Source organism: Subdoligranulum sp. DSM 23681, assembly GCF_057005535.1.
In genome coordinates, this window is record NZ_CM168050.1 from 1,409,889 (window position 1) to 1,436,858 (window position 26,970).

The following is a 26,970-nucleotide window of genomic DNA, read 5'->3' on the forward strand; positions in this document are numbered from 1 at the left end:
GCCCCGATTTCTCACGGGAGACTGCCTCGTGAGAAACCGCACCGTGGGCATCAACGTGCGGGTGACACCGGCTGAAAAACACAGGATGGAATCCGCCGCCCGGCGCTGCGGTCTGACGCTGTCGGAATATCTCCGGCAGCGGGCACTGGGGTACACACCGCAGTTTCATCCGCCCGCGTCTTTGTTTTCCGCTCTGGAAGAACTGGACGCGCTGGCGGACCGTCTGCCGCCCGGGGACGCGCTCCCCTGCCGGGCGGCCACAGACCAGATCCGGGATGCCCTGCTGCCGAAGGAGTAATTCCTGGCCGTCACCAAGATCTGGCCGGTGCGGGACAACCTGCGCCGGGTGGTGGACTACGCCGCAAACCCGGAGAAAACCGAATACGGTGCCTTGTCCCAGGCGCTGCACTACGCCGGGAACGACGCCAAGACCACCTTGCCGGAAAGCGCCAAACTGGTGTCTGGCATTCATTGCCGCCCTGAAACCGCCTGGGCGGATATGCGGGCGGTACAGCGGAAGTTCGGCAAGACCGAGGGCGTGGTGGCGATGCACGCCTATCAGAGTTTCCAGTCCGGCGAGGTAACCCCCGAACAGTGCCACGCCATCGGGGTGGAGCTGGCCCGGCAGGTATGGGGCGGGCGGTTCCAGGTGCTGGTGGCCACTCACATGAACACTCACTGTTTGCACAACCACTTTGTCATCAACGCAGTGTCCTATGTGGATGGCAAAAAGTACGAGCAGCGCCGCAGCCAATACCGGGAACTGCGCCGCGCCTCCGATGCCCTCTGCCGGGCCCAGGGGTTGTCGGTGGTACAGACCCCCGGCAAGAGCACACCGCGTCCCCTCTACGAAGCGGAACGCCGGGGTGAACCCACCCGGTACAACCGGATGCGGGAGGCTCTGCAAACCGCCCTCCAGCAGACCAGCACCGAGGAGGACTTTGCCCTGGCCCTGCGTCGGATGGGCTACCTGTGGCGGCGGGAGGAGGGCCGCAAGTACGCCACGCTTCGCTCGGTGGACGGCGGCCGCCCGGTGCGGGTGCATCGCCTGGGCCCGGAGTTCGACTGGCCCGCGCTGGCCCGGGTGCTTGACGCCCACTATTACCAGTTCGGCCCCCACTATTACAGCCTGTTCGGTGGGTATGACCGTCCCAGGCGTTCCCCCTGCCGTTCCTGGGCCAAGGTGCGGTACAAAGGTCTGCTGGACGAACTCTTCGGCAAGCCCCACCTGGGCCGGAAGTATCTCTACTTCCGGTACAAGGTGCAGGCCAAGCCGAATCCCCGGGCGTCCATCAACTGGCCGGAAATCGAAGCGATCTGGCGCAACGTGGAGCGCACGCTGGAGGAGATGCACCTCTGCTATGACCGGGATTTCCACACCACCGACGAGGTGGAGGCCCGTCGCCGGAAACTGACGGCGCAGATCGACGCTCTCTGCAAGGAGCGCACCGACTGTGCGCGGCTGCTGCGGCACAAGGTTCCGCCTCCCGGCACCGCCGAGCGCAGGACCGAACTGACCCGCCAGATCAAGGAGCTGCGGCACGAGGATGAAGTCTGTGACAGGATTCTCCGGAGGGTACGAGCCACCACCGCCTGCCGCAAGGCGTTGGAGGAGCAGGCCCGCCAGCGGGCCGAGGAAAAAGCCCGCCACCGCAAGCGCCGCCGCAGTCTGGAGCGCTGAACCGCAACCATACCAAAAGCCCGCGCCGGGAAGTTCCCGACGCGGGCGCTTTGGTAGATTCGTACCCAAAACAAGGGCGTATCCTTGTGTAGATTTGTGACTAGCTTTTGCCAGGGATTCCGGGTATTGTTGTGTTGGACCCGGGAAACCGTACAAACGAGTATGAAAGGAGAAATGCCTATGGTAGCAGGCCGACTGCAAGAGAAAAACGGATATTACTACATGGTGCTCAGCTACACCGGTGCCGACGGTAAGCGCAAACAGCCCTGGCACGCCACCGGCTTGCCTGTGAAAGGCAACAAAAAGCGGGCGGAGGAGATGCTGCGGGAACTGCGCCGCAGCTTCACGCCGCCCAAACCCAACCGCAAAGAGGAACTGAGCCCCGATATGCTGTTTAGTGACTATATGCTCTACTGGCTGAAGATCATCCGCCCCGCCGTGCAGGAGACCACCTGGTCCTCCTACAACTTCAATGTGAAGAACCACATCGTTCCCTACTTTGAGCCCACCGGCATCACGCTGGGCGGGCTGCAGGCACGGCATATCCAGAGTTTCTATCTCCACGAGCTGGAAACGCTGAAAGCCACCAGCGTACTGCGGCAGCATGCCAACCTGCACAAGGCGCTGAAATACGCCGTGAAGCTGGACCTCATTCCCGGCAACCCGGTGGACAAGGTGGAACAGCCCAAACCCGAGAAGTACATGGCCGCCTACTACACCGCCGAGGAGATGGAGCAGCTGTTCGAAGCCGCCCGGGGCCACCGGTTGGAACTGATCATCCAGTTTGCAGCCTTCTACGGGCTGCGCCGGGGCGAGGTGCTGGGCCTGCGGTGGGATGCCGTAGACTTTGAGGCCGGTACCCTGACCATCCGCCACATCGTGACCTGCACCAACCTGGAGGGCAAACACGTTCTGGTGGAGGCCGACCGGGCCAAGACCAAGTCCAGCCTGCGCACCCTGCCCCTGGTGGCCAGCTTTGCCCAGCGGCTGCGGGCGCTGAAAGAGCAGCAGGCCTACAACGAGAAGCTCTGCGGCAACTGCTACAACCAGAAGTACAAGGGCTACCTGTTCGTGGATGAGATGGGCAATCTCATCTTGCCCAACGCGGTGACCGACGGATTTGCCAAGCTGTTGGCCGACTACGGTCTGCGGAAGATCCGCTTCCACGATTTGCGCCACTCCTGCGCCAGCCTGCTGCTCAAGCAGGGGGTACCCATGAAGCAGATTCAGGAATGGCTGGGCCACAGTGACATCTCCACCACAGCCAACATCTACGCCCACCTGGATTCTCAATCAAAGCAGCTCAGCGCCGCCACGATGGAACAGGCGCTGCCGCTGCCAGAGGAGCTGCCGGAAAACCGGTGGTAACGCCACCGGGGAGTAAAAAAGACGTCCTGTCATATCTGACAGGACGTCCTTCTGGCGGAGATGGTGGGAGTCGAACCCACGCGCCTCTCTCGAGACCTAAAGCATTTCGAGTGCTCCCTCTTACGACCTCTTGAGTACATCTCCATATTTAATTTTTCCAGCACCGCCTTGCAAACCTTTCGGAAAAATGCAAGATTTCGATGCAAGATAAGCGGATAAAAACCGGATGCATACCCCTGAAAAATCCCGCCGTCACGCAATTCCTGACGGACGAATCGGCCAGTGGGCTGCAAACTTTCGAGTGCGACCTCTTCGACCTCTTGAGTAATGCTCCGTATAACGCTGCGGGTGGGCCGCAGCGTACAAATTATTATACCAAACCGGTTTCCCGGCGTCAAGGGCTGCCCGCGCTGGGGCGCTCTTTTTCGGAGCGTCGGGGCTTCAAAACAGGTGCTGTTTCTGCATGGGACCGGGGGCGAAGGGGGTCTCCTCATGGTGGCGGCGGATGAACACTTCCCGGGTCTTGCGGCCCACGCCCCGGCCGTGGGGTTTTGGGGCCGCCGCAAAGGTGCAGCTGATGTTGTAATACCCCCGCATATGGGCCACCAGGTATTGGGCCACGGCGGGCAGGCAGTCGGTGTCGTCGATGTTCTCGTAGTTGTAATCGCTGTACAGGAAGGCGGTCTTTTCCTCCCCGCAGACCAGGGTGATGCCCTCGGCGTCCAGGCGCACTTCGTCCACCACGCTCTGGCGCATGCCGGCCATGCCGCACTCGCTGGCCAGCCGGGACGCCCGGGCCCGCTGGTCCATGGGCACCGACTGGGGGTCCAGGGCCTCGCTGCCCCGCTGGCCGATCTCCAAAAGAATATCCCGCATCATGCGGCTTTCCACCAGCGGCCGGATCTTCTCCTTGGCCCGCGCTTCCCCTGTTTTTGCCTGGATCTTGCGGATGATCCCCATTGCAGACATTCCTCCTGATTGCACATTCCCAAAACGGCGGGGGTCGGTCCTTGCGGCCTCTGTCCCCAGGATAAGTATACCACAACAAAACGGGGCATGCCACAAGAAAATTGCGGCATGCCCCCGGAAGGACTGTTCAGTTTTTGCGGAAATTCAGGCGGTCTCCAGCACCTTGCGCAGGATGGCCAGGGCCTGTTTCACGTCCTGTTCGGTGAGGATCAGCGGCGGCAGCAGCCGGATGCGGTCCTTGGCGGTGAGCACCAGCAGGCCCTGCTTCTCGCAGGCGGCGCGGATGTCGGCGGCTTTGAGGCCGTCGGACAGCTGGATGCCGATCATCAGGCCCAGACCGCTGACCCCCTCCACATGGGGCAGGGTGCGCAGCCCGGTCCACAGGGCGCCGGCGCAGTCGTTGACGTTCTGCATGAATTCCTCATCCATGGTGTCCAGCACGGCACAGGCGCCGGCACACACCACCGGGTTGCCCCCGAAGGTGGAGCCGTGGCTGCCGGGGCCCATGTGGGCAGCCACCTTCTCGGTGGTGACCACCGCGCCGATGGGCAGCCCGCCCCCCAGGCCCTTGGCCAGGGTGACGATGTCCGGGTGGAGGTGGTAGTTCCCGCAGGCCAGGAACTTGCCGGTGCGGCCCACGCCGGTCTGCACCTCGTCCACAATGAGCAGGATGTCCTTCTGGGCGCACAGGTCGGCCACCGCATGGACGTAGTCCGGGTCCAGGGCCACCACGCCGCCCTCGCCCTGCACCAGCTCCATCATGACGGCGCAGGTATGTTCATCGGCAGCGGCTTCCAGGGCGGCAAAGTCCCCGGCGGGGACGTAGGCGAACTCCCCGGGGAAGGGCCCGAAGTCATGGTGGAACACATCCTGGCCGGTGGCGGTGAGGGTGGCCAGGGTACGGCCGTGGAAGGAGTTCACCAGGGTGATGACCTTGCTGCGGCCCTCGCCGTAGGTGTCCACGCTGTACTTGCGGGCGCATTTGATGGCGCCCTCGTTGGCCTCGGCGCCGGAGTTGCCGAAGAACACCCGGTCCAGGCCGGTGCGGTGGCAGATGCGCCGTGCCAGACGGCCGCAGGGGGCGGTGTAGTACAGGTTGGAGGTGTGCTGCACCTTGGCGGCCTGCTCGGTGACGGCCTGGAGCCAGACGGGATGGGCGTAGCCCAGGGCGTTAACCCCGATGCCGGAGGTAAAGTCCAGGTAGCGCTTGCCGTCGGCGTCGATGGCGGTCATGCCCTCCCCCCGCTCAATGACGAGGGGGCTGCGGCCGTAGGTGTGCATGATGTATTTGTTGTCCCGGTCGATGACCTTCTGGGTATTCATGAACGAAACCTCCTTGGGAGTTCAGCGGTTGTGGCCGCGATAGAACAAGGTACCGGAACCGCGGTCGGAGAACATTTCCAGCAGGATGGAGTGGGGCACCCGGCCGTCGATGATGACCGCCTCGTTGACCCCCCGGCGGATGGCGTCGGCCATGCCGTCGATCTTGGGCAGCATGCCCCCGGCAATGATGCCCTCGGCCTTGTAGCCCTCGATCTCGGAAATCTCCACCTCCGGGATGAGGGTGGAATCATCGTTTTTGTCCCGCAGCAGGCCGGTGATGTCGGTCATGGAGACCAGCTTTTCCGCCCCCAGGGCCACGGCGATGGCCGCGGCGGCGGTGTCGGCGTTGACGTTGTAGAGCACCCCGTTTTCCGGGTCCATGCCCACGGTGGCCACCACCGGGATGAACTGGTCGTCCAGCAGGTGGTTGATCAGGGTGGTGCTGATGCCGGTGATCTCGCCCACAAAGCCCAGGTCGGCCTTGGTGTAGCGGCGGCAGCTGATGGTGTTGCCGTCCATGCCGCAGAGCCCCACGCCCCGGCCCTTGAGCAGGGCCACCAGGTCCTTGTTCACCTGCCCGGCCAGCACCTGCTGGACCACGGTCATGGTCTCGGCGTCGGTGTAGCGCAGGCCGCCCACAAACTTGGATTCAATGCCCAGCTTGGTAAGCATGGCGTTGATGGCGGGGCCGCCCCCGTGGACCAGCACCACCCGGACCCCCAGCAGGGTCAGAGTGACCAGGTCGTTCATCACCGCCAGTTTCAGCTGGCCGTTGACCATGGCGTTGCCGCCGTACTTGATGACCAGGGTCTTGCCGTGGTATTTCTGGATATAGGGCGTGGCTTCGGAAAAGAGCCGCGCCATCTCTTCGTTCTTCATGTTCTTCCTCTCCCCTGCCCGCTCAGGTGCGGTAATCCCCGTTGATCTTGACGTAATCGTAGGTCAGGTCGCAGCCCCAGGCCTTGGCCGTGGCGTCGCCGCAGCCCAGGTCCACCAGGATCTGGATCTCGCTCTCCTGGAGGATCCTGGCCGCTTCCTCCTCACTGAAGATATGGTGGGCAGCATTCTCGCACACCAGCACCTCACCGGCGGCGCTCTTCAGCCGCACGCTGGTCTTGTCAATGGAGAAATCCCCGGGGGTGTAGCCGATGGCGCACAGCACCCGGCCCCAGTTGGCGTCCTCGCCGAACATGGCGGCCTTGAACAGGGTGGAGTGGATGACGCTCTTGGACACATCCCGGGCGATCTGCAGGGTGGGGGCGCCGGTGACGACGCATTCCAGCAGCTTGGTGGCCCCTTCCCCGTCTCCGGCCAGTTCCCGGCAGAGGGTCTCGGCCACCTGGGTCAGGGCAGCCACAAAGGTGACATAATCCTCGCTGTCGGCGGCCACGGTGTCATTGCCCGCCAACCCGGAGGCCAGCAGCAGGACGGTATCGTTGGTGGAGGTATCCCCGTCCACCGAGATCTGGTTGAAGGTGGCGGGCACCACGCTGGACAGGGCCTTCTGGAGCACGGCGGGTTCCATGGCGGCGTCGGTGGTGATGAAGAGCAGCATGGTGGCCATGTTGGGGTGGATCATGCCGGAACCCTTGGCGATGGCGCCCATACGGCAGGTCTTGCCGCCCAGGGTGAACTCCACGGCCACCTGTTTGGGGTGGGTGTCGGTGGTCATGATGGCAAAGGCGGCGTTCAGGCTGCCCTGGGGGCTGTGGGCCAGCTGGGCGGCGCAGGCCGGGATGCCGGAGGCAAAGGGTGCGATGGTCATGGCCTGACCGATGACGCCGGTGGAGGCGGGCAGCACGTCGGCTTCGTCCACGCCCAGGGCCTGGGCGGCCAGACGGCAGGTTTCCCGGGCCAGCTCCACCCCGCCGGGGGCGCAGGTGTTGGCGTTGCCGGAGTTGACCAGGATGGCCTGGGCGTAGCCGTCGGCCAGGTGTTCCCGGTCCACCGTGATGGGGGCCCCGTAGACCTTGTTGGTGGTGTAGCAGGCGGCGCCCGCACAGCGCACGTCGGCTTTGATCAGGGCCAGGTCCGGTTTGGCGTGGTTATGCCGGATGCCGCAGTGGATGCCCGCGGCGGAAAATCCCTGGGGCGCGCAGATGCCGCCCTCGATTGTGGTAAAGTTCATCTTTCTCCCCCTCATTCAGGTTGCGGACACTGCCGCGGATTACAGAGCCAGACCTTCGGTTTCTTCCAGGCCCAGCATCAGGTTCATGCACTGCACCGCCGCGCCGGAGGACCCCTTGCCCAGGTTGTCGAAGCGGCTGATCAGCTGGATCTGGCCGCCGTCCGGGGAGGCAGTGACGAAGATCTCCATGCTGTCCTTGCCTGCCAGGGCGTTGGACGGCAGGAACCCCGGCATATTGTCGGGGTCAAACGGGTGGACGGTGATGACCGGACTGCCGGCGTAATAGTCGGCCAGCACGGAGGCCAGATCTTTGGCGTCGCCGTTCAGCTGGCTGCGCTGGAGCTGGACCACCGTCTCCATGCCGGCGTAGTAGTCGGCCACCACCGGGCAGAAGACCGGGGCGGTGTGCAGGCCGCAGATGGCCATCATCTCGGGCAGGTGCTTGTGGTGCAACGTCAGGCCGTAGGGGCGGGGGGCGTACAACCCTTCGTCGGTGCGGTCGGCCTCATACTGGGCGATCATGGACTTGCCGCCGCCGGAATACCCGGTCAGGCTGAAGCAGCACAGGGCGGCTTCCGGCGCCAGCAGGCCCCGGCGCACCAGGGGCGCCACCGGGGCGATGAACCCGGAGGCGTGGCACCCGGGCACCGCCACCCGGGTGGCGGTTTTCAGGGCCTTGCGGGTGTTGTCCAGCTCCGGCATGCCGTACAGCCAGCCGGAGGCGGTGCGGTGGGCGGTGGAGGTGTCCAGGATGCGGACCTCCTCTTTCACCAGCGGGATGATCTCCCGGGCCGCCGCGTCGGGCAGGCAGAGGAAAGTCAGGTCGCTCCGGTTGATGACCGCCGCCCGGGCATTGGGGTCCTTGCGGTCGGCTTCGGGGATGGTCAGCAGTTCAAATTCCGGGCGGGCGGCCAGACGGTACGCAATGCGCAGGCCGGTGGTGCCGGAAGACCCGTCCACAAAAATACGATACTTTTTCACAGCAAACACCCGTTTCGGTTTTTATTGGGCCAGGGCGGCGCGCACGTCGGCGATCTGGGAAAGGACGCTGGCCCTGGTGGGGCCGCCGTAGCTGGTGCGGCCTTCGCAGCAGCGGGTCAGGTCGATGGCCTCATACACATCCTTCTCAAAGAGGGGGCTGTACCGCTGGAATTCTTCCAGGGACATCTCTTCCAGGGTCTTGCCTTCCCGGATGCAGGCGGCCACCATGGTGCCGGTGCACTTGTAGGCATCCCGGAAGGGCATGCCCTTCTTGGTCAGGTAGTCGGCGCAGTCGGTGGCGTTGATGAAGCCGTGGGCCGCCGCCTTGCGCATGTTTTCCGGGCGGGGGGTCATGGTGGCCAGCATGGGGGTCAGGGTGCGCAGGCAGAGGTCCAGGGTGTCCACCGCGTCGAAGATGGCCTCCTTGTCCTCCTGCATATCCTTGTCGTAGGCCAGGGGGATGCCCTTCATCATGACCAGCAGGGTGTTCAGGTCCCCGTACACCCGGCCGGTCTTGCCCCGGATGAGCTCGGTGACATCGGGGTTCTTCTTCTGGGGCATGATGGAGGAACCGGTGGTGAAGGCGTCGTCCAGCTCCACGAACCGGAATTCCCAGCTGCACCAGAGGATGACCTCCTCCGACAAACGGGAGAGGTGCATCATGCAGGTGGCCATGGCGGCACAGAGCTCGATGCAGAAATCCCGGTCGGACACCCCATCAATGGAGTTGTGGCAGGGGGCCGCAAAGCCCAGCTCCCTGGCGGTGTAGAACCGGTCCAGGGGGTAGGTGGTGCCGGCCAGAGCGCCGGAGCCCAGGGGGCATTCGGCGTCCATCCGGCGCACCGCGTCCTGCATCCGGCCCAGGTCCCGCAGGAGCATCCAGGCGTAGGCCATGAGCTGGTGGCCGAAGCTCACCGGCTGGGCCCGCTGCAGGTGGGTGTAACCGGGCATGACGTAGCCCGCGCTCTCCTCGGCTTTCCGGCAGATGGCGTCGATAAGGTCTTTGATCTCCTTTTGCAGGGTGGCGGCGGCGTCCCGCAGGTAGAGGCGGATGTCCAGGGCCACCTGGTCGTTGCGGCTGCGGCCGGTGTGCAGCCGCTTGCCCGCATCCCCCACCCGGGCGGTGAGGGTCTGTTCCACAAAGGTGTGCACGTCCTCGGCGGTGGGGTCGATTTCCAGCGCGCCGCTGTGCAGATCGTCCAGAATGGAGTGGAGTCCTTTGTGGATATCCTCCACATCCTGGGCGGAGATGATGCCCTGGGCGCCCAGCATGGCGGAATGCACCAGGCTGCCCCGGATGTCCTGTTCGATCATGCGGGCGTCGAACCGGATGGAGGAGTTGAAGTCATTGACGCGGCTGTCCACCGCCTTGCTGGCGCGGCCCTGCCAAAGTTGGGGCATGGAGATAACCTCTCTTTCCGTACAATCAGGGAGTTTTCAGGAACGCCAAAGCCGCCAAGGAGGCAGATTCCTCCCCGGCGGCGGGTTGGCTGTTGGGTTTTGCTTTCAGAAATCAGTCGATGGCGGGCCACTTTTTGGCCAGCTTGGCGCGCTCGGCGATGGGCAGGCCGAACAGGTTGATGAAGCCGGTGGCGTCGGCCTGGTTGTAGTCCTCATCCTCACCGAAGGAAGCGGTCTGCTCGTCGTAGAGGGTGAAGGGGCTGGTGACGCCGGCGTTGATCATGTTGCCCTTGTAGAGCTTGAGGGTCACATCGCCGGTGACGGTCTTTTCCAGCTGGTCCACAAAGGCGCTGATGGCTTCCCGCAGGGGGGTGAACCACTGGCCGTTGTAGACGAGATCGGCCATCTTCTGGGCCACGATCTCCTTGAAGTGGGCGCTCTCCTTGTCCAGGGTGATGGTCTCCAGCACGTTGTGGGCCTTGTACAGGATGGCGCCGCCGGGGGTCTCGTACACGCCGCGGCTCTTCATGCCCACCAGCCGGTTCTCCACGATGTCCAGCAGGCCGATGCCGTTTTCGCCGCCCAGCTTGTTCAGGGTCTCCACGATCTCCACAGCGCCCATTTCCTTGCCGTCAATGGCGGTGGGCACGCCTTTCTCAAAGTGGATGGTCACATAGGTGGGCTTGTCGGGCGCCTGTTCGGGGCTGACGCCCAGTTCCAGGAACCCGGGCTTGTTGTACTGGGGCTCGTTCTTGGGATCTTCCAGGTCCAGGCCCTCATGGCTCAGGTGCCACAGGTTCTTGTCCTTGGAGTAGTTGGTCTCCCGGCTGATCTTCAGGGGGATGTTGTGGGCTTCGGCGTAGTCGATCTCCTCGTCACGGCTCTTGATGTCCCATTCCCGCCAGGGGGCGATGATGGTCATATCCGGGGCGAAGGCCTTGAGGGTGAGCTCAAACCGGACCTGATCGTTGCCCTTGCCGGTGCAGCCGTGGCAGATGGCGTCGGCGCCTTCCTTGATGGCGATGTCCGCCAGGGCCTTGGCGATGCAGGGGCGGGCGTGGGAGGTGCCCAGCAGGTAGTCCTCATACTTGGCGCCGGCCTTCAGGCAGGGCCAGATGTAGTTTTCCACGTAATCCTTCTTCAGGTCCAGCACATACAGCTTGGAAGCGCCGGTCTTCTTGGCCTTCTCTTCCAGGCCGTCCAGCTCGGTGCCCTGGCCCACGTCGCCGGAAACGGCGATGACTTCACAGTTGTTGTAGTTTTCCTTCAGCCAGGGGATGATGATGGAGGTATCCAGACCGCCGGAATAGGCCAGAACGACCTTCTTGATGTCCTGCTTGTTCTTTTTCATGGTGAGCACCCTTTCTCTCTTCTCACAGCGCGTAGCTGAATATTTATTCATCTGATGCTTCTTATTATACACGCCATTTTCCCAAAATCAAGGCACAAACTCCCACAAACTCACCCCACATGCGGGCAGAATTTTGTATAAATTTCCATATATTTGCAGTTGGTTTGCATTTGCAGGGCGTTTTTCTGTATTTTTATGCAATGTTTGGGGCTCACAGGGCGTACAGGTCGGTGTATTTGCGGCGCAGGTAGCGGGTGTAGTGGGTGGGGTCGAACTCCCCGCCGCACAGGCTTTTCACCAGGTCCGCCGGTTCCCGGCTGTTGCCGTACTGCCACAGCCGGGTGTGCAGGGCGTCCTTCAACGGGCTCAGGTCGCCCTTTTCGATGTGGGCTTCCAGCACCCCGTCCCCCAGTTTGGCGGTGATGTCGTCCCAGGCCTGGGCGGCGTAGGCGCTGCCCAACGCGTAGCTGGGGAAGTAGCCCATATCGCCCCCGGCCCAGTGGATGTCCTGCAAAACGCCCCGGGCGTTGTCCGGCACCTGGATGCCCAGGTATTCCTGATACTTGGCGTTCCAGGCTTCGGGCAGGTCTTTGACCGCCAGGGTGCCCTGGAGCAGGGCCTTTTCCAGCTCGTACCGCACCATGATGTGCAAGGCGTAGGTCAGCTCGTCCGCCTCGGTGCGGATCAGGCTGGCTTCGGCCCGGTTGGCGGCGCGGTAGAGTTCCTCCTCGGTGAAGTCGGCGGTCTGGCCGGGGAAGAGTTCCCGCAGCACCGGCCACAGCCAGTGGATAAAGGCCCGGGACCGGCCCACCATGTTCTCAAACAGACGGCTCTGGCTTTCGTGCAGGCCCATGGTGGCCCCGCCGCCCAGGACGGTGAAATCGCAGGCCGGGTCCACCCCCAGCTCATACAGGGCGTGGCCGCCCTCATGGGCCACGCTGTACAGGCTGCTGAGCACATCCCGTTTCATATAATGGGTGGTGATGCGCACATCCCCGTGCCAGAAACCCTCGGTGAAGGGGTGCTCGCTCTCATCCAGCACGCAGTGGTCCGGGTCCAGCCCCCACAGGGCCATGATCCGCCGGGCCAGCTCCTGCTGGCCTTCCAGCGGCCAGTCCCGGTCCAGGAAGTCGGTGCGCACCGGCTTGCCGCGCTGCTGGATTTCTTTCAGCAGGGGCAGGATCTCCCCCCGCAGGGCGGCGAAGAATGCATCGCACCGGGCGATGGTCAGCCCCCGCTCATACCGGTCCAGCCATGCTTCATAGGGGTCCTTGTCCGGGGCAAAGTACCCGGCCTGCCGGCGCAGGGCGGCCACGATCTTTTCCAGGTACGGGGCAAAAGCGTCGAAGTCATTGCTCCGCTTGGCGCGGCCCCAGGCGGGCACCGCCTGCTGCACCAGCCCGGTGAAGGCGGCGTACTCATCGGCGGGGATGCGGGCGATGGCGTCGTACTGGCGGCGCAGTTCCCGCACCTCGGCGGCGGTACGCTCGTCCATGTCGGCGGCCTCGGCCTCTTTCAGCAGGGCTTCGGTGTCCGGGTTGACCAGGGCGTCAAAGGAAATACGGCTGAGCACCTCGGCGGCCTTGGCGCGGCCGTCCTCGCTGCGGGCGGGGGCGGCGGTGGCTTCGTCGTAGCCCATGAGGGCCTGGGCGTAGCGGCAGGCGTAGAGCTTGTCCTCCAGGGTGCGGAGCTTTTCGGGAATGGTGTTGGGCATGGGTGGGGTCCTCCTGCAAAAAAATTCTGGTTCCAGTATACCACGGTTTGTGCCCCGGTGCCATTGTGTCCCGGGCGGTTTTGTGGTATGGTAAACACAAATCCATCCTTATATAGAGAAAGGGGTGTCTGTATGTCCGGAGCCGAACAGCCGCTGGTGAGCATCATTGTGCCCATCTACAACGCCAAGGACCACATTGCCCGCTGTGTGGAGAGCATTCGCCGCCAGACCTACCGCAACCTGGAGATCCTGCTGCTCAACGACGGCAGCAGCGACGTGAGCGGCCCGGTGTGCGCCATGTACGCCAAGGTGGATGACCGCATCACCCTCATCGACAAGACCAACAGCGGGGTGTCCGCCACCCGGAATCTGGGGATGCGGGCGGCCAAAGGCAAGTATCTGCAGTTTGTGGACGCGGACGACACCCTCCAGCCCTACGCCACCGAGCTGCTGGTGCAGAAAGCGGAGGAGCACGCCGCCGATATGGTCATTGCACACTACAACCGGGTGGAGCCCCCCAAAGAATGGCGGGCCCAGCGCACCCCGCCCCTGCCGGAGGAGGTGGACCCGGGATTTGACCCCTTCACCAAGGTGCAGACCTTCGGGTTCCTCATGGAAGGGTACATGAGCAAGGCCCAGTTTGCCTACGGGCTGATGCAGGAACCGGCCAGCTTTTACTATGGGGTCATGTGGAACAAGCTTTACCGGGCGGACATCGTGCGCCAGCACCCGGACGTGGTGTGCAGCGAGGACCTGAATTACAGCGAGGACTTTTACTTCAACCTGAGCTTCATCCGGTATGCCGAGCGGTTCTACGCCCTGTCCACCCCCATCTACAATTATGTGCAGAACCCGGACAGCCTGGTGCACAACCTGAACCCGGTGAAGGTACTCACCACCCGGTGGGAGCTGCTCACCTATTACAAGGACCTGTACCGGGACCTGGGGCTGTATGAGGACAACAAATACCGCCTGAACCGGTACTTCTTCGGCATTGCCGAAAGCTGAACACAAAATATAAAAACCGTCTGCGCCGGCGGACATGCGCCGACCGGCGCAGACACCTACAGGGAAATCGGGAGTCAAATTGTGTGCGAGACGCACTGCGTCGAGTGCGCGATTTGACCCCCAATTTTGTCGAGGGGGGTGTACAAGAGGGGGAATAGGCCCGTCAGGCAATTGCCGTGCGGGACTGTTCCCCCTTTTGCAGCGTGTCGGGTTTTCCGACACGCTGGAGCGCCGTCCTCCCCGCGGGAGGGCGGCGTTTTGTCCATATGATTTTCCGGTAAAGAGCGGGTAAAATCCCGGCAGTACCGGGCAAAGCAATTGTGTTTCCTGCCGGGATATGCTACAATAGCAATTAGTCTGGCGTTGTATACCTGCGTGTCGGCGCCGGCAAAAATTCAATACAGAAAGTAGAGTTGATCTTTCCCCCCATGGACGAGGACAGTATTATCACCATCATTCTGATCGTAGCACTGGTGGCGATGTCGGCCTTTTTCTCCGCTTCGGAGACCGCCTTTTCTTCCCTGAACCTGATCCGCCTGCGCTCCCGCGCCGAGGCGGGCGACAAGCCCGCCGGCAAGGCCCTGAACCTGGCGGAAAAGTTCGACCGTCTGCTCAGCACCATCCTCATCGGCAACAACATCGTGAACATTGCAGCGGCTTCGCTGGGCACGGTGCTGTTCACCAACCTGCTGGGCCCGGTGTACGGCCCCACTGCCTCCACGGTCGCCCTGACCGCGATCGTGCTGATCTTTGGTGAGATCACCCCCAAGGGTCTGGCCAAGGAAATGCCCGAGACCCTTGCCGTTTCCTTTTCCCCGATCCTCAGCGCCCTGACCACCCTGTTCACCCCGCTGAACTTCCTCTTCGGCAAATGGAAGGATTTTCTGGCCCGCCGGTTCCATTCCGACGAGCACGACACTGTGACCGAAGGTGAGCTGGTCACCATGGTGAGCGAAGCCGAGAAAGACGGCGAGATCACCGACCGGGAAAGCGAACTGATCCGCAGCGCCATCAGCTTTGACGACGTGGAAGTGGAGGATGTGCTGATCCCCCGGGTGGACGTGGTGGCCGTGGCCGACGACGCCGACCTGGAAGAGGTGGCCGACCAGTTTGCGGAGAGCGGATACTCCCGCCTGCCGGTCTACCACGAGACCATTGACAACATCATCGGCGTGGTGCATGAGAAGGACTACTTCGTGGCCGCCCGCCGGGGGGATGCCGAGCTGGAAAAGCTCATTGCCCCGGCGCTGTACACCACCTCCGGCAGCCGCATCTCCGAACTGATGCGCACCATGCGGGAGAGCAAGCATCACATGGCCATTGTGGTGGATGAGTACGGCGGCACCGCCGGCATCGTCACCCTGGAGGACATCCTGGAAGAGCTGGTGGGCGAGATCTGGGACGAGCACGACGACGTGGTGGAGGAAGTCCGCGCCCAGAGCAACGGCAGCTGGCTCATTGCCGGCGACGCCGGTGTGGATGATGTGGCCGAGGAGCTGCACATCCGGGACAAGAGCAAGGCGGTATCCATCAGCGGCCGGTGCAGGAAAAGCTGGGCGGTCTGCCCAAGGTGGGCGACCATTTCCGCTGGGGCAAGTACGAGGGCATCGTCACCCGCACCACCCACCGCCGGGTGCAGGAGGTGCGCCTGACCCTGCTGGAACCGGAACAGCCCGCGTCCCAGGAATAACCTCTATCCCATATACAGTATCCCAGCCGGACGGCCCCGCAAAGGCCGTCCGGCTTTTGGTTTGTGCAGGGCAGGAAATTCGCACCCACGCCAAAAAATCCGGGTCCATGCCTTGCATCCGCCAGGGCGGATTGCTATAATAAAGGACGCGCGCCGGGGGCTCCCCGGCGTGATTCTGTACGAAAACGGAGCGGATGTTTTGGTGGAACTGACGATATACGGACGCATTCTTTGCTGGCTGCAGCGGGTCAAGAAGTTTGTCAAAGGGGAAGTGGTGCTCAGCGCGGCCATTGTGCTGGCGCTGCTTTCGGCCATTGCGGTGCCGCCGGACGCGGCCTGGGCCGGGTACATCGACTGGGACACCCTGGCCTTGCTCTTCAGCCTGATGGCGGTGACCAAGGGGCTGCAGCAGCTGGGGCTGTTTGACGCCCTGGGGGCGTCCCTGCTGCGGCGGATGGCCACCACCCGCCGGATGGTGCTGGTGCTGGTGTTCCTGCCCTTCTTTTTCAGCATGCTCATCACCAACGACGTCTCCCTCATCACCTTTGTTCCCTTTGCCCTGACCGTGCTGCACATGGCCGGACAGGACCGGCTGGTGATCCCCACGGTGGTTTTGCAGACGGCAGCGGCCAACCTGGGCAGCATGCTCACCCCCATGGGCAATCCCCAGAACCTCTACCTGTACAACCGTTCGGGGATGAGCTTCGGGGAATTCTGTGCCCTGATGCTGCCCTATGTGGTGGTATCCGGGGTGTGCATCGGGGTGCTGGGGGCGCTGCCCCGCAGCGTGCCGGTGCACGCCGACCTGCCCGAAACCCAGCTGGGTGACAAGCGCAAGCTGGCCTTTTGTGCCGTGGGGGCGGTGCTCTGCCTGGGATGCATCGCCAAGGTGCTGCCGCCCCTGGGGGTGGCAGCCCTGACGGCGGTGGTGCTGATCATCGGGGACCGCAAGCTTCTGGCCAAGATCGACTATTCCCTGCTGGGCACCTTCATTGCTTTCTTTGTGTTCATCGGCAACATGGGCCGCATCGAGAGCTTCCAGAATTTTCTGTCCGGCATCCTGGCCGGACACGAGGTGGCAGTGGCGGTGCTGGCCAGCCAGGTCATCAGCAACGTGCCCGCGGCCCTGCTCCTTTCGGGGTACAGCAGCGCCTGGTCCCGGCTCATTGTGGGCTGCAACCTGGGCGGGCTGGGTACCCTCATCGCCTCCATGGCCAGCCTGATCTCCTACAAGCTGGTGGCCAAACAGCACCCGGAGATGCGGCCGAAATATTTCCTGTGGTTTACCCTGTGCAATGTGGGGTTGTTGGCATTGCTGCTGGTGGAGAGTTTGTTTGTTTGACGAGCGCAAGTTTTTCTTGACTGGCAGACGGCAGTCTGCTTAGGGAACGGCATCCGGCCGTTTGCTCCTTCCTTTTCGTGCCCGAAAAGGAAGCGAAAAGGGCCCGCCGTTCCGATGCGGCGGCCTTGGCGTCGTCGCCGTTGTCAAACAGGCCGAAGCCCCAGATGCCGCCGCACAGTTCGGGCACGCCGTCGTCGGAGGGGAAGGCCACCGGCATGGCGGTGAAGGTGACGGACTCGGCGTAGTTGGCCTGGTTGGAAGCGTTCCAGCACAGGGTCATGGCCACGTTGCCGTTGGCGAACAGCTGCAGTTCGTCGCTGGCCTGGGCGGCTGCGTCGTAGGTGATGAGGCCTTCATTGGCCCAGTCCACCAGCTGCTGCAGGGCCTTCTTGTTGGCGTCGCTGTCGGCGGTGTAGGCGGTGTGGTCGGCGTTGGTGAACTGGCCGCTGTACAGGTTGTTCACCAGAGCGCGGGTGCCCTGGTCGCCGCCCTGGCCGCCGCAGTAGACGATGGCGGTGGTGGTGACGCCGGAATCCTTCAGGGCCTGCAGGGCCTTTTCAAAGTTTTCGGTGGTCCAGGTGCCGTCCTCGTTGATGTACTGCAGCGCGCCGGCAGCCTCGAACATTTCCTTGTTGATGGCCATGGTGTGGGTGGTCATGCACAGGGGGTATTCATAGTAGTTGCCGTCGGTCCACTGGCAGGCGCTGACCACGTTTTCGCTGGTGGCGGAGATGTCGGCCACCGCCTCATCGGTCCACAGGTCGTTCAGGGGCAGCATCTTGCCCTTGGCGCCCCAGTTGGAGACCAGGCGCTCGGGACCTTCCATGATGATGTCGGGGGTGGTGCCGGCCTCGATGGCGGCGGTGACCTGGTCGTCGCCGTTGGTGTAGTCCAGGTATTCCACGGTGACGCTGATCTCGGGATGGGTCTCATTGAACTTGGCAATGAGGCTGTCCACGGTGGCGGAATCGCCGAAGCTGCCGATGGGGTAGGTCCACAGGGTGATGGCGGTGGCATCGCCGGTGGCGGCGGTGGAAGCACCGGTATCAGCGGTGGCGGTGCTGTCGGACCCGGTGCTGGAGGGGGTGCCGCCGCATCCGGCCAGCAGGCTCACGGCCATACCGGCCGCCAGCAACATGGAAAGCTGCTTTTTCATAAGTGTTCTCCTTTGGTATTCGTTCCTTTGTCGGGCGATGGAGGTCATCGCCCTTTCGTTGCTTTCATTTTAGAAAATTATTTTCATTTTGTTTAGGGGCTCTTTGCCCAATCTTTTACAGGAATTTTGAACGTTTTGTACAAAGCCGGTGGAAAACGCCGCCATTTTTTTCCGGGAATACCGTTCTTTTTTCTGCCTGCCGCCGGTCCGGCTCCCCCTTTCCCGTCATCGGGGCCAGATTTTCAGACTTTTATAAAATGTAAGTTTTTTTCTTTTTCAAAGTCTCTTTCTCTTTCTTCCCGGCCAAAGCGGGCGGTGGATTGTTTTCCGTTTTTTCGTTATTTTTGAGCCGCTGTCTTTCCATTGCACACAAATCCCCTTTGTGTGTGAATCTCTCCGGCCGGCCTGCAAAAAGCGGAAACCTTTTCATTTTTTTATCGTCTTTTCGGCAAGATATACAAGGAAACATGCGCATATTAAGCAATATGCCGCACTTGTCAAATGGCAATCTTTCTTTTATACTAAATACAGAAAATATTTTTCAAAAAAAACCGGCCCTCCCCCGGGCCACAGGCAGGGCGACCTGCAGAAAGGAACGATTCCGAGAATGAAAGAGCAGAGCTTCTGGCAGCTGCTGCGCGACAAACACAACGACCTGACCAAGTCCGGCCGGCTGGTGGCGGACTATCTGGTTCAACATCCCGAGGAAGCACAGTATCTGTCCATCTCCTCCCTGGCCAAGGCCTGCGGCGTGGCCGAAGCCACCATCTTCCGTTTCTGCCGCTCCCTGGGCTTTGACGGCTACAATGAGATGAAGATCGCCCTGGCCCAGGCCAACGCCGCCGCCCAGCCCGCCGCCACCGGCAAACCGGAGCCGGGCAGCGACACCGCCGCTTTGTGTGCCTATGCCGCCGCGGTGAGCACCGAGGCCATCACCGGCACCCGGGACACCCTGGACCCCGCCGCCGTGGACCGGGCCGCCACCCTTCTGCAGCGGGCCCGGCAGGTCTACTGCTTCGGCCAGGGAGGCAGCCAGGTGCTGGCCAACGATATCTGGGCCCGGTTCGCCACCGTGACCACCAAGTTCCACACCGCCGGAGACAGCCATATGCAGGCTCTCACCGCCAGCCTGATGGGGCCGGAGGATGTGGTGCTGTTCGTGTCCTACTCCGGCGCCACCCGGGATATGCTGGAGACCCTGCGTCTGGCCAAGAGCTGCGGGGCCCGCATCATCCTGATGACCCATTATGCCGACGCCCCCGGCGCCGCCCTGGCGGACGTGGTGCTGCTGTGCGGCGCCCAGGAAAGCCCCCTGGAAGGGGGCAGCATTGCCGCCAAGATCGCCATGCTGTATGTGGCGGAGGTGCTGGTGCTGCGGTTCACCATGGACAACCTGGAACTGACCACCATTGCCAAGCAGCGCACCTCCAAGGCCCTGGCCCCCAAACTGCTGTAAAAAACAAAAAGCGGAACACCCGTATAGGTGTTCCGCTTTTGTTTTTGGGAAAATCAGTCCTGCTTAGGGACCCGGGAGTTGAATTTGTCCAGGGCCAGGGCCGCCAGCACGCCCACGGCCAGACAGACCACATTCACCGCTGCCGCCAGAGGGGAGGCGGTGAAGCTGTCCACCGGCACGATCATGATGGTGGCGGCGATGACCACCCCGATGATGGCGTGGAAGGCATAGGGATAGAACCGGTCAAAGAGGGCGTCCACCGCCCGGGCCAGACAGACGATGGTGATGAGGGCGCCGATGCCCGCCGGGATCAGGATGCTGAAATTCAGGCTGCCCAGGCCGTCCACGAAGGGAGTGTACAGGCCCAGGGGCATGAGCAGGGTGGAAAAGCTCATGCCCGGGGCGATGACGCTCAGTGCCAGACAGAACCCGCAGAAGAGATACCAGCCGAAGTTGGGGGTGATGACCACCGAGAAGAGGTTCAGCCCGATGAGCAGGCCCAGGATCAGGGCAAAGGCGATGCCCAGGGCGGCGGCGCAGCCTTTGGGGCGGCCCTGCTCTCCCGCTTCCCGGAAGAGGGAGGGCAGCATGCCCACGATGAGCCCGATGAAGAGGCAGACCGAGGGGCCGGGGTAGCTTTCCAGGAAGAAGGCCAGGATCTTGGCCACCCCCAGGAATCCCACCGCTGCCCCCGCGATCACCGGCAGCAGCTTGGGAACATGGGTGCGGAATTTGTGCAGGGGGTCGCCCAGCAGTTCCATCACCGGCTTGTAGATGCCGAATACCACACAGAGCACCCCGCCGGAGATACCGGGCAGCACCGCCCCCACCCCGATGAGCATCCCCTGCACAAAGCGCAGCAGCAGGCGCAGGGCGTTGGGACGTGTTTCGTTCATAATGCAAATCCTTTCGTAACAGCAAAAAAAACGTGGCCGCCAACCGGCCCGTGGCAACAGTATAGCACACTCCCGCCCACAAGAAAAGCCGAAATCGCCCCCGGCCCCGAAACCTGTGCAAACCGACAGGAGTCCGGGGTCGGGGGCGGCTGGTTTTGGGCAAAAGGACGCCGGTTTTCAGGCTTTGCCGGGGCCCTGGCGCATGATCTTGTTGAACCGGGTCATAAAGACGGTGACAGTGGTGGCGGCGGCCAGGATGTCGCTCACCGGCTCGGCCAGGAACACCGCGAACACCTTGTTGTCCGGCATCAGCAGGGGCAAAAGGAAGATCAGGGGGATGAGCAGGATGAGTTTGCGCTCACAGGCCAGCAGCAGGCTGACCTTGGCCTGACCCAGGGCCACGAAGGCCTGCTGGCAGCTGGTCTGGAACCCGCTGGCGAAGATGCCCGCCATATAGATGCGCATGCCCCAGACGGTGTAATCCACCAGGGCGGGGTCGGAGTTGAAGATGTGCACGAAGAAATGGGGAAAGGCCATCACCGCCACCCAGAACAGGGTGGCGTACCCCACGCAGATGCCGAACTGGCAGGCAAAGGCCTTTTTGACCCGGTCGGGGCGTCCGGCGCCGAAGTTGTACCCGATGAGGGGCTGGCCGCCCTGGCAGATGCCCTGGTTGGGCATGGAGATGAGCTGGCTGACGCTGGTGATGATGGTCATGGCGCCCACGGCCACATCCCCGCCGTAGCGGGACAGGCTGGCGTTGAAGCTGATGCTCAGCAGGCTTTCGGTGGCGTTCATCACAAAGGAGGAGACCCCCAGGGCCAGACAGGGCAGGATGACCCGGGCCTTGGGGCGCAGGTTTTCGGGGCGCAGGCGCAGCCGGGTGCGCTCCCCGCACAGGAACAGCAGCACCCACACGGCGCTGACCCCCTGGCTCAGGACGGTGGCCACGGCGGCCCCCGCCACCCCCATGCCCAGCCCGAAGATGAGGATGGGGTCCAGGATGATGTTGCACACCGCCCCGATGACGGTGGTGAACATGCTGAACTTGGAAAAGCCCTGGGTGGTGATGAAGGGATTCATGCCCAGCACGATGAGCACAAAGACGCTGCCCAGCACATAGATGCGGGTGTAGCTCAGGGCATAGGGCAAGGTGGCGTCGCTGGCGCCGAAGAGCCGCAGCAGGGCGGGGGCGAAGGTGTAGAACACGGCGGTGAGCACCACCGCGATGCCCACCAGCATGGTCAGGCAGTTGCCGGTGATGCGCTCGGCCACCGGGTTGTCCCCCCGGCCCATGGCGATGGCCGCCCGGGGCGCGCCCCCGGCGCCGGAGAGCATGGCGAAGGCGTTGACCAGCATGAGGATGGGCATGCACAGCCCCACCCCGGTGAGGGCGGTGGCCCCCACCCCGGGCATGTGGCCGATGTAGATGCGGTCCACAATATTATATAAAAGGTTGATGACCTGGGCCACCACCGCCGGGGCCGCCAGACTGAACATCCAGCGGCCGATGCTGCCTTCGGCCATGCTGTGGGGGGCTATGGTACCTGCGGACATGGATACGCCTTCTTTCCCGGAAATAACAGGCGGCCGCCGAAGCGGCCGCCGCGCAATAAAAACATTGTATCACAGCCCGGGCAAAAAGCAAAGGGTGTCCGGCATGCAAAAGCGGGACAGGCCCATTTCCCCAAAAACACAAAAAAATCCCGCACCCGGGAAGGGTGCGGGATGCGGGGTCGGATGGAAAAGAAGAGAGAAGGGCGGGTGTTATTCCTCGCCGGTGATGGCCTTGGCCTGTTCCAGGGTGGTGACCTCGGTCATGGCCTGCTGGATGGTCTTGCCGCCGGCCACCAGCTCACGGCGGGCAGCGTTGACGGCCTGGATCTCCTTCATCTTGTCGCCGGTCAGGCTGTAGCCCTTCATGGCGATGAGGGTGGCGCCCCAGGCGACCATGGGCACGATGCAGAACAGGATGATGACCACCCAGTTCATGCCGGGGCGGAAGGGATCGTCGCCGCCGGGCAGGGTGGTGGTGAAGCCGATGGCCGCGGCGGCCAGACCCACGATGGTGGAGCTCAGGGAGGAGACCAGCTTGTCCACCAGGCTGAACAGGGTGCCGATGATACCGGGCACGTAGTTGCCGGAACGGTAGGTCTCATAGTCGGAGCAGTCGGCCACCATGGGGATGGGCATGTCGGCGGTGGCGTAGTAGGCGCCGTAGCCGATGCCGAAGAAGAGGATGAACAGGATGGTGTACAGGTTCAGGGTCAGGTGGAAGCCGCCCTCAGTGCTGAACAGAGCCAGGTTCAGGGCCGGGTTCTCCGGATTCCAGAGCAGCAGCAGGACCAGCACGCCGATGTACATCACAAAGGCCACGGCCACATACCGCATCAGGCTGGCTTTCTGGCCGTACTTCTGGCTGGTGCGCACGGTGAGCACGAAGAAGGGAGCGCTGAACACATAGCCCAGCACCATCATGGGCAGGTACAAAGCGTCATAGTTGCCCATCATGCCGCCGTACAGCATGCACAGAACGGCGGTGTTGGTGGCGATGGCCAGGGCCAGCTTGCAGCCGGCGCCGGCCACCATCAGCCGCTGCAGGGGCTGGTTGGCGCGGATCAGGGCCACATACTCGCTGACCTTGACCTTCTGCTGGGTCTCGCCGCCGATGCCGAAGTATTCGGGGCGGTCCTTCTCCCAGATGCCGATCATGGCCAGGATGGTCAGGGCGAAGGAGATGATCATGGCCAGGGGGACCATGACGTTGAAGAAGTTCTGGGTGGTGTAGTCACCCACCATGGAGCGCAGGATGGGGGCCAGGAACTGGATGGCACCCATGCCCACCATGCTGGCCACCAGGTTGAAGATGGTGAACAGGGGGCGCTGCTTGGGGTCGTTGGTCAGAACGGTCTGGCCGGAACGGGTGACGGAAGTCTGGAAGGTGTAGCCGATGACATAGATGGCGTAGAACACCACATACAGCACATACCGCAGGGGCATCATGCTGGTGGGCACCAGCTGGGTGCAGAAGTACAGCAGGATGGAGCTGACGATCATGATGATGTTGCCGATCAGCATGAAGGGGCGGAACTTGCCGAACTTGCCGTTGGTCTTGTCGATGAGGGCGCCGATGATGGGGTCGGTGACCGCGTCAAACAGACGCATGACCGTGACCATGGTGCTGGCAAAGACCAGGGCCAGACCCAGCACGCCGCCGTAGTAGGCGATGTAGGCGGAAGTGAGAATGTAATAAACATTGGTTGCGCCGTTGTTGAAGGGGAACAGCACCAGCTGGTAGAGCTTGGCGCGGTTCAGCCCGCCGTTGTGCGCACTGGCGGCGGCGTTTTCGTTCATAGAAACCTCTCCTTTACAAGTGGCCGGTAAAACCTTACATACGGGGAAGCCCCGCCCCCCGGAAAAGGGGCGGGGTTCCCGTTTGTTGGGCAGGTCGCGGGTAGTTCCTCACACAGAAGGACCCGCTGGGGAATGTCGTTTTTGCGCGCAGGATGGAAATCAGGCGTTGGCGGCCTTCTTCTTCTTGATGGCCTTGACCAGCATGACCACGCAGACCACGGTCAGCACGGCCAGCACGCCGCACAGGCTCCAGGCAGCCAGTTTCCACCAGGGAGTGATCAGTTCCAGACGGTCGGCGCTGGACCAGCCGTTCATGGCGTTGGAGTTCACGACGGTGTACAGGATCAGGTGCACGGCGTCGCGCATTTCGGTGACGATGTAGGCGTCATCCTCGTAGTTGTTCAGGATCTCGGTGTGCAGCGGCGTGGGGCTGTCCCAGATCTCGGTGCCGGCGATCAGAGCGTCGCAGGCATCCATGTACTTGCTGCCGCCGGAGTAGTCGGTGATGGACATGCCGCGCATACCCAGTTCATCGCGCAGGTAGCCGGTCTGCAGGTTTTCGTACTTGCCGCACCAGGTAGCGCCCCAGCGGTTGAAGCCGGACATGGTGCACCAGGCGCCGCCGTCCACGATGGCCTTGTCAGCCACTTCCAGATAGACCTCACGGGCGGTCTGCTCGTTGACCCAGGTGTTCAGGCCCATACGGCTGGATTCGGAGTCGTTCAGGGCAACGTGCTTCAGGTAGACGTAGACGCCCTTGGACTGGATGCCCTGCACCTCCACGGCGCAGATCTCGCCGGCGATGAAGGGATCTTCGGAGTAGTACTCGAAGTTACGGCCGGAGTAAGCGGTGCGGTGCATGTTGATGCCGGGGCCGTACAGGCCGGAGTAACCCATGGCCAGGCAGTCTTCGCCGATGCAGCGGCCCACGTCGTTGATGAGTTCACGGTTGAAGGTGGCGGCCATGACGTCCTCGGAGGTGTAGCACATGGCGGAGGCACCGCCGGTCAGGGCAGCGGTCAGACCCTGGGGGCCGTTTTCGTCCTTGGTAGCGGTCTTGCCGATGGAAGCCGCGGCCTTGGTGTTGTGGAAGCCCTGGGTGATCATCAGGTTCATCTCGTCAAAGGTCATCTGGTCCAGCAGGGTCTCCCACTGGGGATCGTCGAATTCCTTGCCGATCATGGAAGCCAGGGTCAGGCCGTTTTCGGCGCCCATGGTGGGCATTTCCACGCTGTCGGCCAGACTGCCGTCGTACTGGGTGTTGGCCAGAGCAGCGGCCAGGTCGTCGTTCAGAGCAAAGTCAAAGGTGCCGGTGGGGTAGGTGCCGGTCCAGTCGGAGCGGCTCAGCCAGGTCACGGTGCCGGGAGAGTAGCTGACCTTGTTGGGGTCGGCGTCGTCAAACAGGTTGGTGATGGCATTGCCGGTGGATTCGCTGGTGGCGAAGGTGGTGGTGTCCAGAGCGGGGTTGTTCCACTTCCAGGTCAGGGTGGCGTCGCCCTCGGCGGTCATGCCGTTGGCGGTGGTGTAGCCCTTGGCGGCCAGGATGTTGTTCACAGCCTCATGAGCACCGTTGCCCAGGGTGAAGTAGTAGTCGCCGGCATCCAGGATGTAGGTCTTGGCGCCGTTGGCGTCGTAGGTGCGCAGTTCGCTCTTGTCGATGCTGATGGTCACGGTCTCGGAAGCGCCCGGTTCCAGCACGTCGGTCTTGTCAAAGCCGCACAGCTCCACGCTGGCCTTCTCGATGCCGTTCTGCTTGTCGTAGTCGGTGTAGGGGCTCTGGAAGTAGACCTGGACGGTCTTCTTGCCGGCCACGCTGCCGGTGTTGGTCACGGTCACGTTGACGGTGAAACCGTCAGCGCTTTCGCCCACGGAGAAGTCGCTGTAGGCGAAGGTGGTGTAGCTCAGGCCATAGCCGAAGGGATAGGCCACCACGCTGGCGTAGTCGAAGTCACCGGCGTTGGCGGTGCCCATGACCACGTCCTCATAGCGGGTCTCGGCGTAGCGGTAGCCCAGGTAGATGCCTTCCTGGTAGACCACATAGTAGCCCTGGTTGCCGTTGTCCTTGTCGTCGGCCACAAAGCCGTAGTCGGCGTTGTTGGAGTAGGGACGGGAGTAGAAGTTGGTCACCGCCGGGTTGGCCAGGTTGTCATACCAGAAGGTATCCACCAGGCTGCCGGAGGGGTTCACGCTGCCGGACAGCAGCCAGCCCACGCCGTTGGCGCCGGTCTGGCCCACATCGCCCACCCACAGGCAGGAGTCAATGCCGTAGTCAACACCGCTGATTTCGGGGTTGAGGAAGTCCAGCTCGATGGCGTTGGAGGTGTTGAGCACCACGATGATGCTCTTGAAGGTGCCGGCATCCTTGAGGGCCTTCAGGCCGGCCAGCATATCCTTTTCTTCCTGGCTCAGTTCCAGGTAGTTGGTGGTGCCGGTCCAGTCCACGCCGGAGCCGTTGTCACCGGAAGGCAGGTCGGCGCCTTCGCCGCCGGAGCGGGAGAAGACCACGATGGCGGCGTCGCCGTACTCGGCAAAGCTGGAGGCGTTGGCGCTCTCCACTTCGCTCCAGGGGGCTTCGTTCACTTCATACTGGCTGTTGGCGGCCAGGGCGTCGGAGATGGCGTCCGGCGTGACGCGGCTGTACTTGGAGGCCACGTCCTCGCTGTCGTACCAGTTCCACAGGGTCTCGTTGACCTGGATGCCCTCAGCGGTCAGGGCGTCCTTCAGGGTCGGGGCGGAGGAAGTGTCCACAGCGCCGGAACCGGTGCCGCCGTACATCAGGTCCACGGAGCCGCGGCCGAACAGGCTGACCTTGGCGCCGGAAGCCAGGGGCAGGGCGCTGTTGTCGTTCTTCAGCAGAGCGGCGCCTTCGGATTCCACGGTGGCGCACAGCTCTTCTTCATAGCTTTCCCGCTCCTCGTCGGAGGCGAAATCGCTGGTGAAATAGTTGGTGTCTTCGGTGGTCTCACCCTTGACGATCTTGTAGGTGGACGCATTGGTGGCAACGTTGATGGTGGTCTCGTACATGGGGGCCACCACGAAGGTAGCCACCATGGCGCCGGCGGTCAGCACGGCGCTGACTGCGGTCAGGCCGGACCACAACGCAACTTTGGGCTTTTTCTGCATGTTGTTTTCCTCTCTTCCGTTTGTCTTGC

Annotated in this window: 20 protein-coding genes and 1 tRNA gene; 7 read left to right on the forward strand and 14 right to left on the reverse strand. The window is 62.8% G+C overall.

Annotated elements, in window-relative coordinates; all coding sequences use genetic code 11:
* Positions 1-28 precede the first annotated feature (28 nt).
* From AC127K_RS06610 to AC127K_RS06620, 3 genes are all read left to right on the forward strand, one after another.
* Entirely contained in the window at positions 29-298 is a 270-nt protein-coding gene (locus tag AC127K_RS06610) for a plasmid mobilization protein (protein WP_346670268.1), read from the forward strand.
* A gap of 27 nt (positions 299-325) precedes the next feature.
* On the forward strand, positions 326-1,681 hold the full coding sequence (locus tag AC127K_RS06615) for a relaxase/mobilization nuclease domain-containing protein (protein ID WP_483722044.1): 1,356 nt from the start codon (positions 326-328) through the stop codon (positions 1,679-1,681).
* Between the two features lie 180 nt (positions 1,682-1,861).
* Positions 1,862-3,049 (forward strand): tyrosine-type recombinase/integrase, encoded by a 1,188-nt coding sequence (locus AC127K_RS06620; RefSeq protein ID WP_483722045.1) that lies wholly within the window; start codon positions 1,862-1,864, stop codon positions 3,047-3,049.
* 52 nt (positions 3,050-3,101) lie between these two features.
* Here AC127K_RS06620 and AC127K_RS06625 read toward each other — a convergent pair.
* The 9 genes from AC127K_RS06625 to AC127K_RS06665 form a co-directional block, all read right to left on the reverse strand.
* Positions 3,102-3,193 (reverse strand) — tRNA-Ser (locus tag AC127K_RS06625).
* Between the two features lie 297 nt (positions 3,194-3,490).
* Positions 3,491-4,009 carry a hypothetical protein gene (locus tag AC127K_RS06630; RefSeq protein ID WP_483722046.1) on the reverse strand — a complete coding sequence of 173 codons (519 nt, stop codon included), beginning with the start codon at positions 4,007-4,009 and terminating at the stop codon, positions 3,491-3,493.
* A gap of 153 nt (positions 4,010-4,162) precedes the next feature.
* Positions 4,163-5,341 carry an aspartate aminotransferase family protein gene (locus AC127K_RS06635; RefSeq protein ID WP_483722047.1) on the reverse strand — a complete coding sequence of 393 codons (1,179 nt, stop codon included), beginning with the start codon at positions 5,339-5,341 and terminating at the stop codon, positions 4,163-4,165.
* Positions 5,342-5,362: 21 nt separating this feature from the next.
* Positions 5,363-6,220 (reverse strand): acetylglutamate kinase, encoded by an 858-nt coding sequence (gene argB, locus AC127K_RS06640; protein ID WP_483722048.1) that lies wholly within the window; start codon positions 6,218-6,220, stop codon positions 5,363-5,365.
* A gap of 22 nt (positions 6,221-6,242) precedes the next feature.
* Positions 6,243-7,469: a bifunctional glutamate N-acetyltransferase/amino-acid acetyltransferase ArgJ gene (argJ, locus tag AC127K_RS06645; RefSeq protein WP_483722049.1), complete on the reverse strand. Its 1,227-nt coding sequence runs from the start codon at positions 7,467-7,469 to the stop codon at positions 6,243-6,245.
* A 39-nt stretch (positions 7,470-7,508) separates the two neighbouring features.
* Positions 7,509-8,450: an N-acetyl-gamma-glutamyl-phosphate reductase gene (gene argC / locus AC127K_RS06650; RefSeq protein ID WP_483722050.1), complete on the reverse strand. Its 942-nt coding sequence runs from the start codon at positions 8,448-8,450 to the stop codon at positions 7,509-7,511.
* Between the two features lie 21 nt (positions 8,451-8,471).
* Positions 8,472-9,851, reverse strand: a complete 1,380-nt coding sequence (gene argH, locus AC127K_RS06655) for an argininosuccinate lyase (RefSeq protein ID WP_294542207.1) — start codon at positions 9,849-9,851, stop codon at positions 8,472-8,474.
* Positions 9,852-9,963: 112 nt separating this feature from the next.
* Positions 9,964-11,202, reverse strand: a complete 1,239-nt coding sequence (locus AC127K_RS06660) for an argininosuccinate synthase (protein ID WP_294542210.1) — start codon at positions 11,200-11,202, stop codon at positions 9,964-9,966.
* 211 nt (positions 11,203-11,413) lie between these two features.
* The gene (locus AC127K_RS06665; protein WP_483722051.1) at positions 11,414-12,916 is read right to left on the reverse strand and encodes a carboxypeptidase M32; all 1,503 of its coding nucleotides are present in this window, start codon (positions 12,914-12,916) and stop codon (positions 11,414-11,416) included.
* A 132-nt stretch (positions 12,917-13,048) separates the two neighbouring features.
* Here AC127K_RS06665 and AC127K_RS06670 point away from each other — a divergent pair, with 132 nt between their 5' ends.
* From AC127K_RS06670 to AC127K_RS06680, 3 genes are all read left to right on the forward strand, one after another.
* Positions 13,049-13,924 (forward strand): glycosyltransferase family 2 protein, encoded by an 876-nt coding sequence (locus tag AC127K_RS06670; protein WP_483722052.1) that lies wholly within the window; start codon positions 13,049-13,051, stop codon positions 13,922-13,924.
* A 413-nt stretch (positions 13,925-14,337) separates the two neighbouring features.
* Complete coding sequence (locus AC127K_RS06675) at positions 14,338-15,576, forward strand: HlyC/CorC family transporter (RefSeq protein ID WP_483722053.1); 1,239 nt, start codon at positions 14,338-14,340, stop codon at positions 15,574-15,576.
* A 207-nt stretch (positions 15,577-15,783) separates the two neighbouring features.
* Positions 15,784-16,956 carry an SLC13 family permease gene (locus tag AC127K_RS06680; protein ID WP_483722054.1) on the forward strand — a complete coding sequence of 391 codons (1,173 nt, stop codon included), beginning with the start codon at positions 15,784-15,786 and terminating at the stop codon, positions 16,954-16,956.
* Here the strand turns inward: AC127K_RS06680 and AC127K_RS06685 are convergent.
* Positions 16,898-18,112 carry an ABC transporter substrate-binding protein gene (locus AC127K_RS06685; RefSeq protein WP_483722055.1) on the reverse strand — a complete coding sequence of 405 codons (1,215 nt, stop codon included), beginning with the start codon at positions 18,110-18,112 and terminating at the stop codon, positions 16,898-16,900. The two genes, AC127K_RS06680 and AC127K_RS06685, sit on opposite strands and share 59 nt — an antisense overlap.
* Before the next feature lie 607 nt (positions 18,113-18,719).
* Between AC127K_RS06685 and AC127K_RS06690 the strand changes: the two genes are divergently transcribed.
* Positions 18,720-19,568, forward strand: coding sequence for a MurR/RpiR family transcriptional regulator (locus AC127K_RS06690; RefSeq protein WP_483722056.1), 849 nt, complete (start codon positions 18,720-18,722; stop codon positions 19,566-19,568).
* A gap of 53 nt (positions 19,569-19,621) precedes the next feature.
* Here the strand turns inward: AC127K_RS06690 and AC127K_RS06695 are convergent, their stop codons facing one another.
* The 4 genes from AC127K_RS06695 to AC127K_RS06710 form a co-directional block, all read right to left on the reverse strand.
* Positions 19,622-20,464, reverse strand: coding sequence for a DUF368 domain-containing protein (locus AC127K_RS06695; protein WP_483722057.1), 843 nt, complete (start codon positions 20,462-20,464; stop codon positions 19,622-19,624).
* 177 nt (positions 20,465-20,641) lie between these two features.
* The gene (locus AC127K_RS06700) at positions 20,642-22,021 is read right to left on the reverse strand and encodes an MATE family efflux transporter (RefSeq protein WP_483722058.1); all 1,380 of its coding nucleotides are present in this window, start codon (positions 22,019-22,021) and stop codon (positions 20,642-20,644) included.
* A 210-nt stretch (positions 22,022-22,231) separates the two neighbouring features.
* Complete coding sequence (locus AC127K_RS06705) at positions 22,232-23,818, reverse strand: MFS transporter (protein WP_483722059.1); 1,587 nt, start codon at positions 23,816-23,818, stop codon at positions 22,232-22,234.
* A 159-nt stretch (positions 23,819-23,977) separates the two neighbouring features.
* A complete protein-coding gene (locus AC127K_RS06710) occupies positions 23,978-26,941 on the reverse strand; it encodes a glycoside hydrolase family 3 C-terminal domain-containing protein (RefSeq protein ID WP_483722060.1) in 2,964 nt (987 codons plus the stop codon).
* Between the last annotated feature and the right edge of the window lie 29 nt (positions 26,942-26,970).

Excerpts from the sequence above, each read along its gene's own strand:
- argJ (WP_483722049.1), bottom strand. The coding sequence starts at position 7,469 with ATGAACTTTACCACAATCGAGGGCGGCATCTGCGCGCCCCAGGGATTT.
- AC127K_RS06710 (WP_483722060.1), bottom strand. The coding sequence starts at position 26,941 with ATGCAGAAAAAGCCCAAAGTTGCGTTGTGGTCCGGCCTGACCGCAGTC.
- argB (WP_483722048.1), bottom strand. The coding sequence starts at position 6,220 with ATGAAGAACGAAGAGATGGCGCGGCTCTTTTCCGAAGCCACGCCCTAT.
- AC127K_RS06700 (WP_483722058.1), bottom strand. The coding sequence starts at position 22,021 with ATGTCCGCAGGTACCATAGCCCCCCACAGCATGGCCGAAGGCAGCATC.
- AC127K_RS06630 (WP_483722046.1), bottom strand. The coding sequence starts at position 4,009 with ATGGGGATCATCCGCAAGATCCAGGCAAAAACAGGGGAAGCGCGGGCC.
- AC127K_RS06705 (WP_483722059.1), bottom strand. The coding sequence starts at position 23,818 with ATGAACGAAAACGCCGCCGCCAGTGCGCACAACGGCGGGCTGAACCGC.
- argH (WP_294542207.1), bottom strand. The coding sequence starts at position 9,851 with ATGCCCCAACTTTGGCAGGGCCGCGCCAGCAAGGCGGTGGACAGCCGC.
- AC127K_RS06665 (WP_483722051.1), bottom strand. The coding sequence starts at position 12,916 with ATGCCCAACACCATTCCCGAAAAGCTCCGCACCCTGGAGGACAAGCTC.
- AC127K_RS06660 (WP_294542210.1), bottom strand. The coding sequence starts at position 11,202 with ATGAAAAAGAACAAGCAGGACATCAAGAAGGTCGTTCTGGCCTATTCC.
- AC127K_RS06685 (WP_483722055.1), bottom strand. The coding sequence starts at position 18,112 with ATGAAAAAGCAGCTTTCCATGTTGCTGGCGGCCGGTATGGCCGTGAGC.
- AC127K_RS06635 (WP_483722047.1), bottom strand. The coding sequence starts at position 5,341 with ATGAATACCCAGAAGGTCATCGACCGGGACAACAAATACATCATGCAC.
- AC127K_RS06690 (WP_483722056.1), top strand. The coding sequence starts at position 18,720 with ATGAAAGAGCAGAGCTTCTGGCAGCTGCTGCGCGACAAACACAACGAC.
- AC127K_RS06620 (WP_483722045.1), top strand. The coding sequence starts at position 1,862 with ATGGTAGCAGGCCGACTGCAAGAGAAAAACGGATATTACTACATGGTG.
- AC127K_RS06695 (WP_483722057.1), bottom strand. The coding sequence starts at position 20,464 with ATGAACGAAACACGTCCCAACGCCCTGCGCCTGCTGCTGCGCTTTGTG.
- AC127K_RS06670 (WP_483722052.1), top strand. The coding sequence starts at position 13,049 with ATGTCCGGAGCCGAACAGCCGCTGGTGAGCATCATTGTGCCCATCTAC.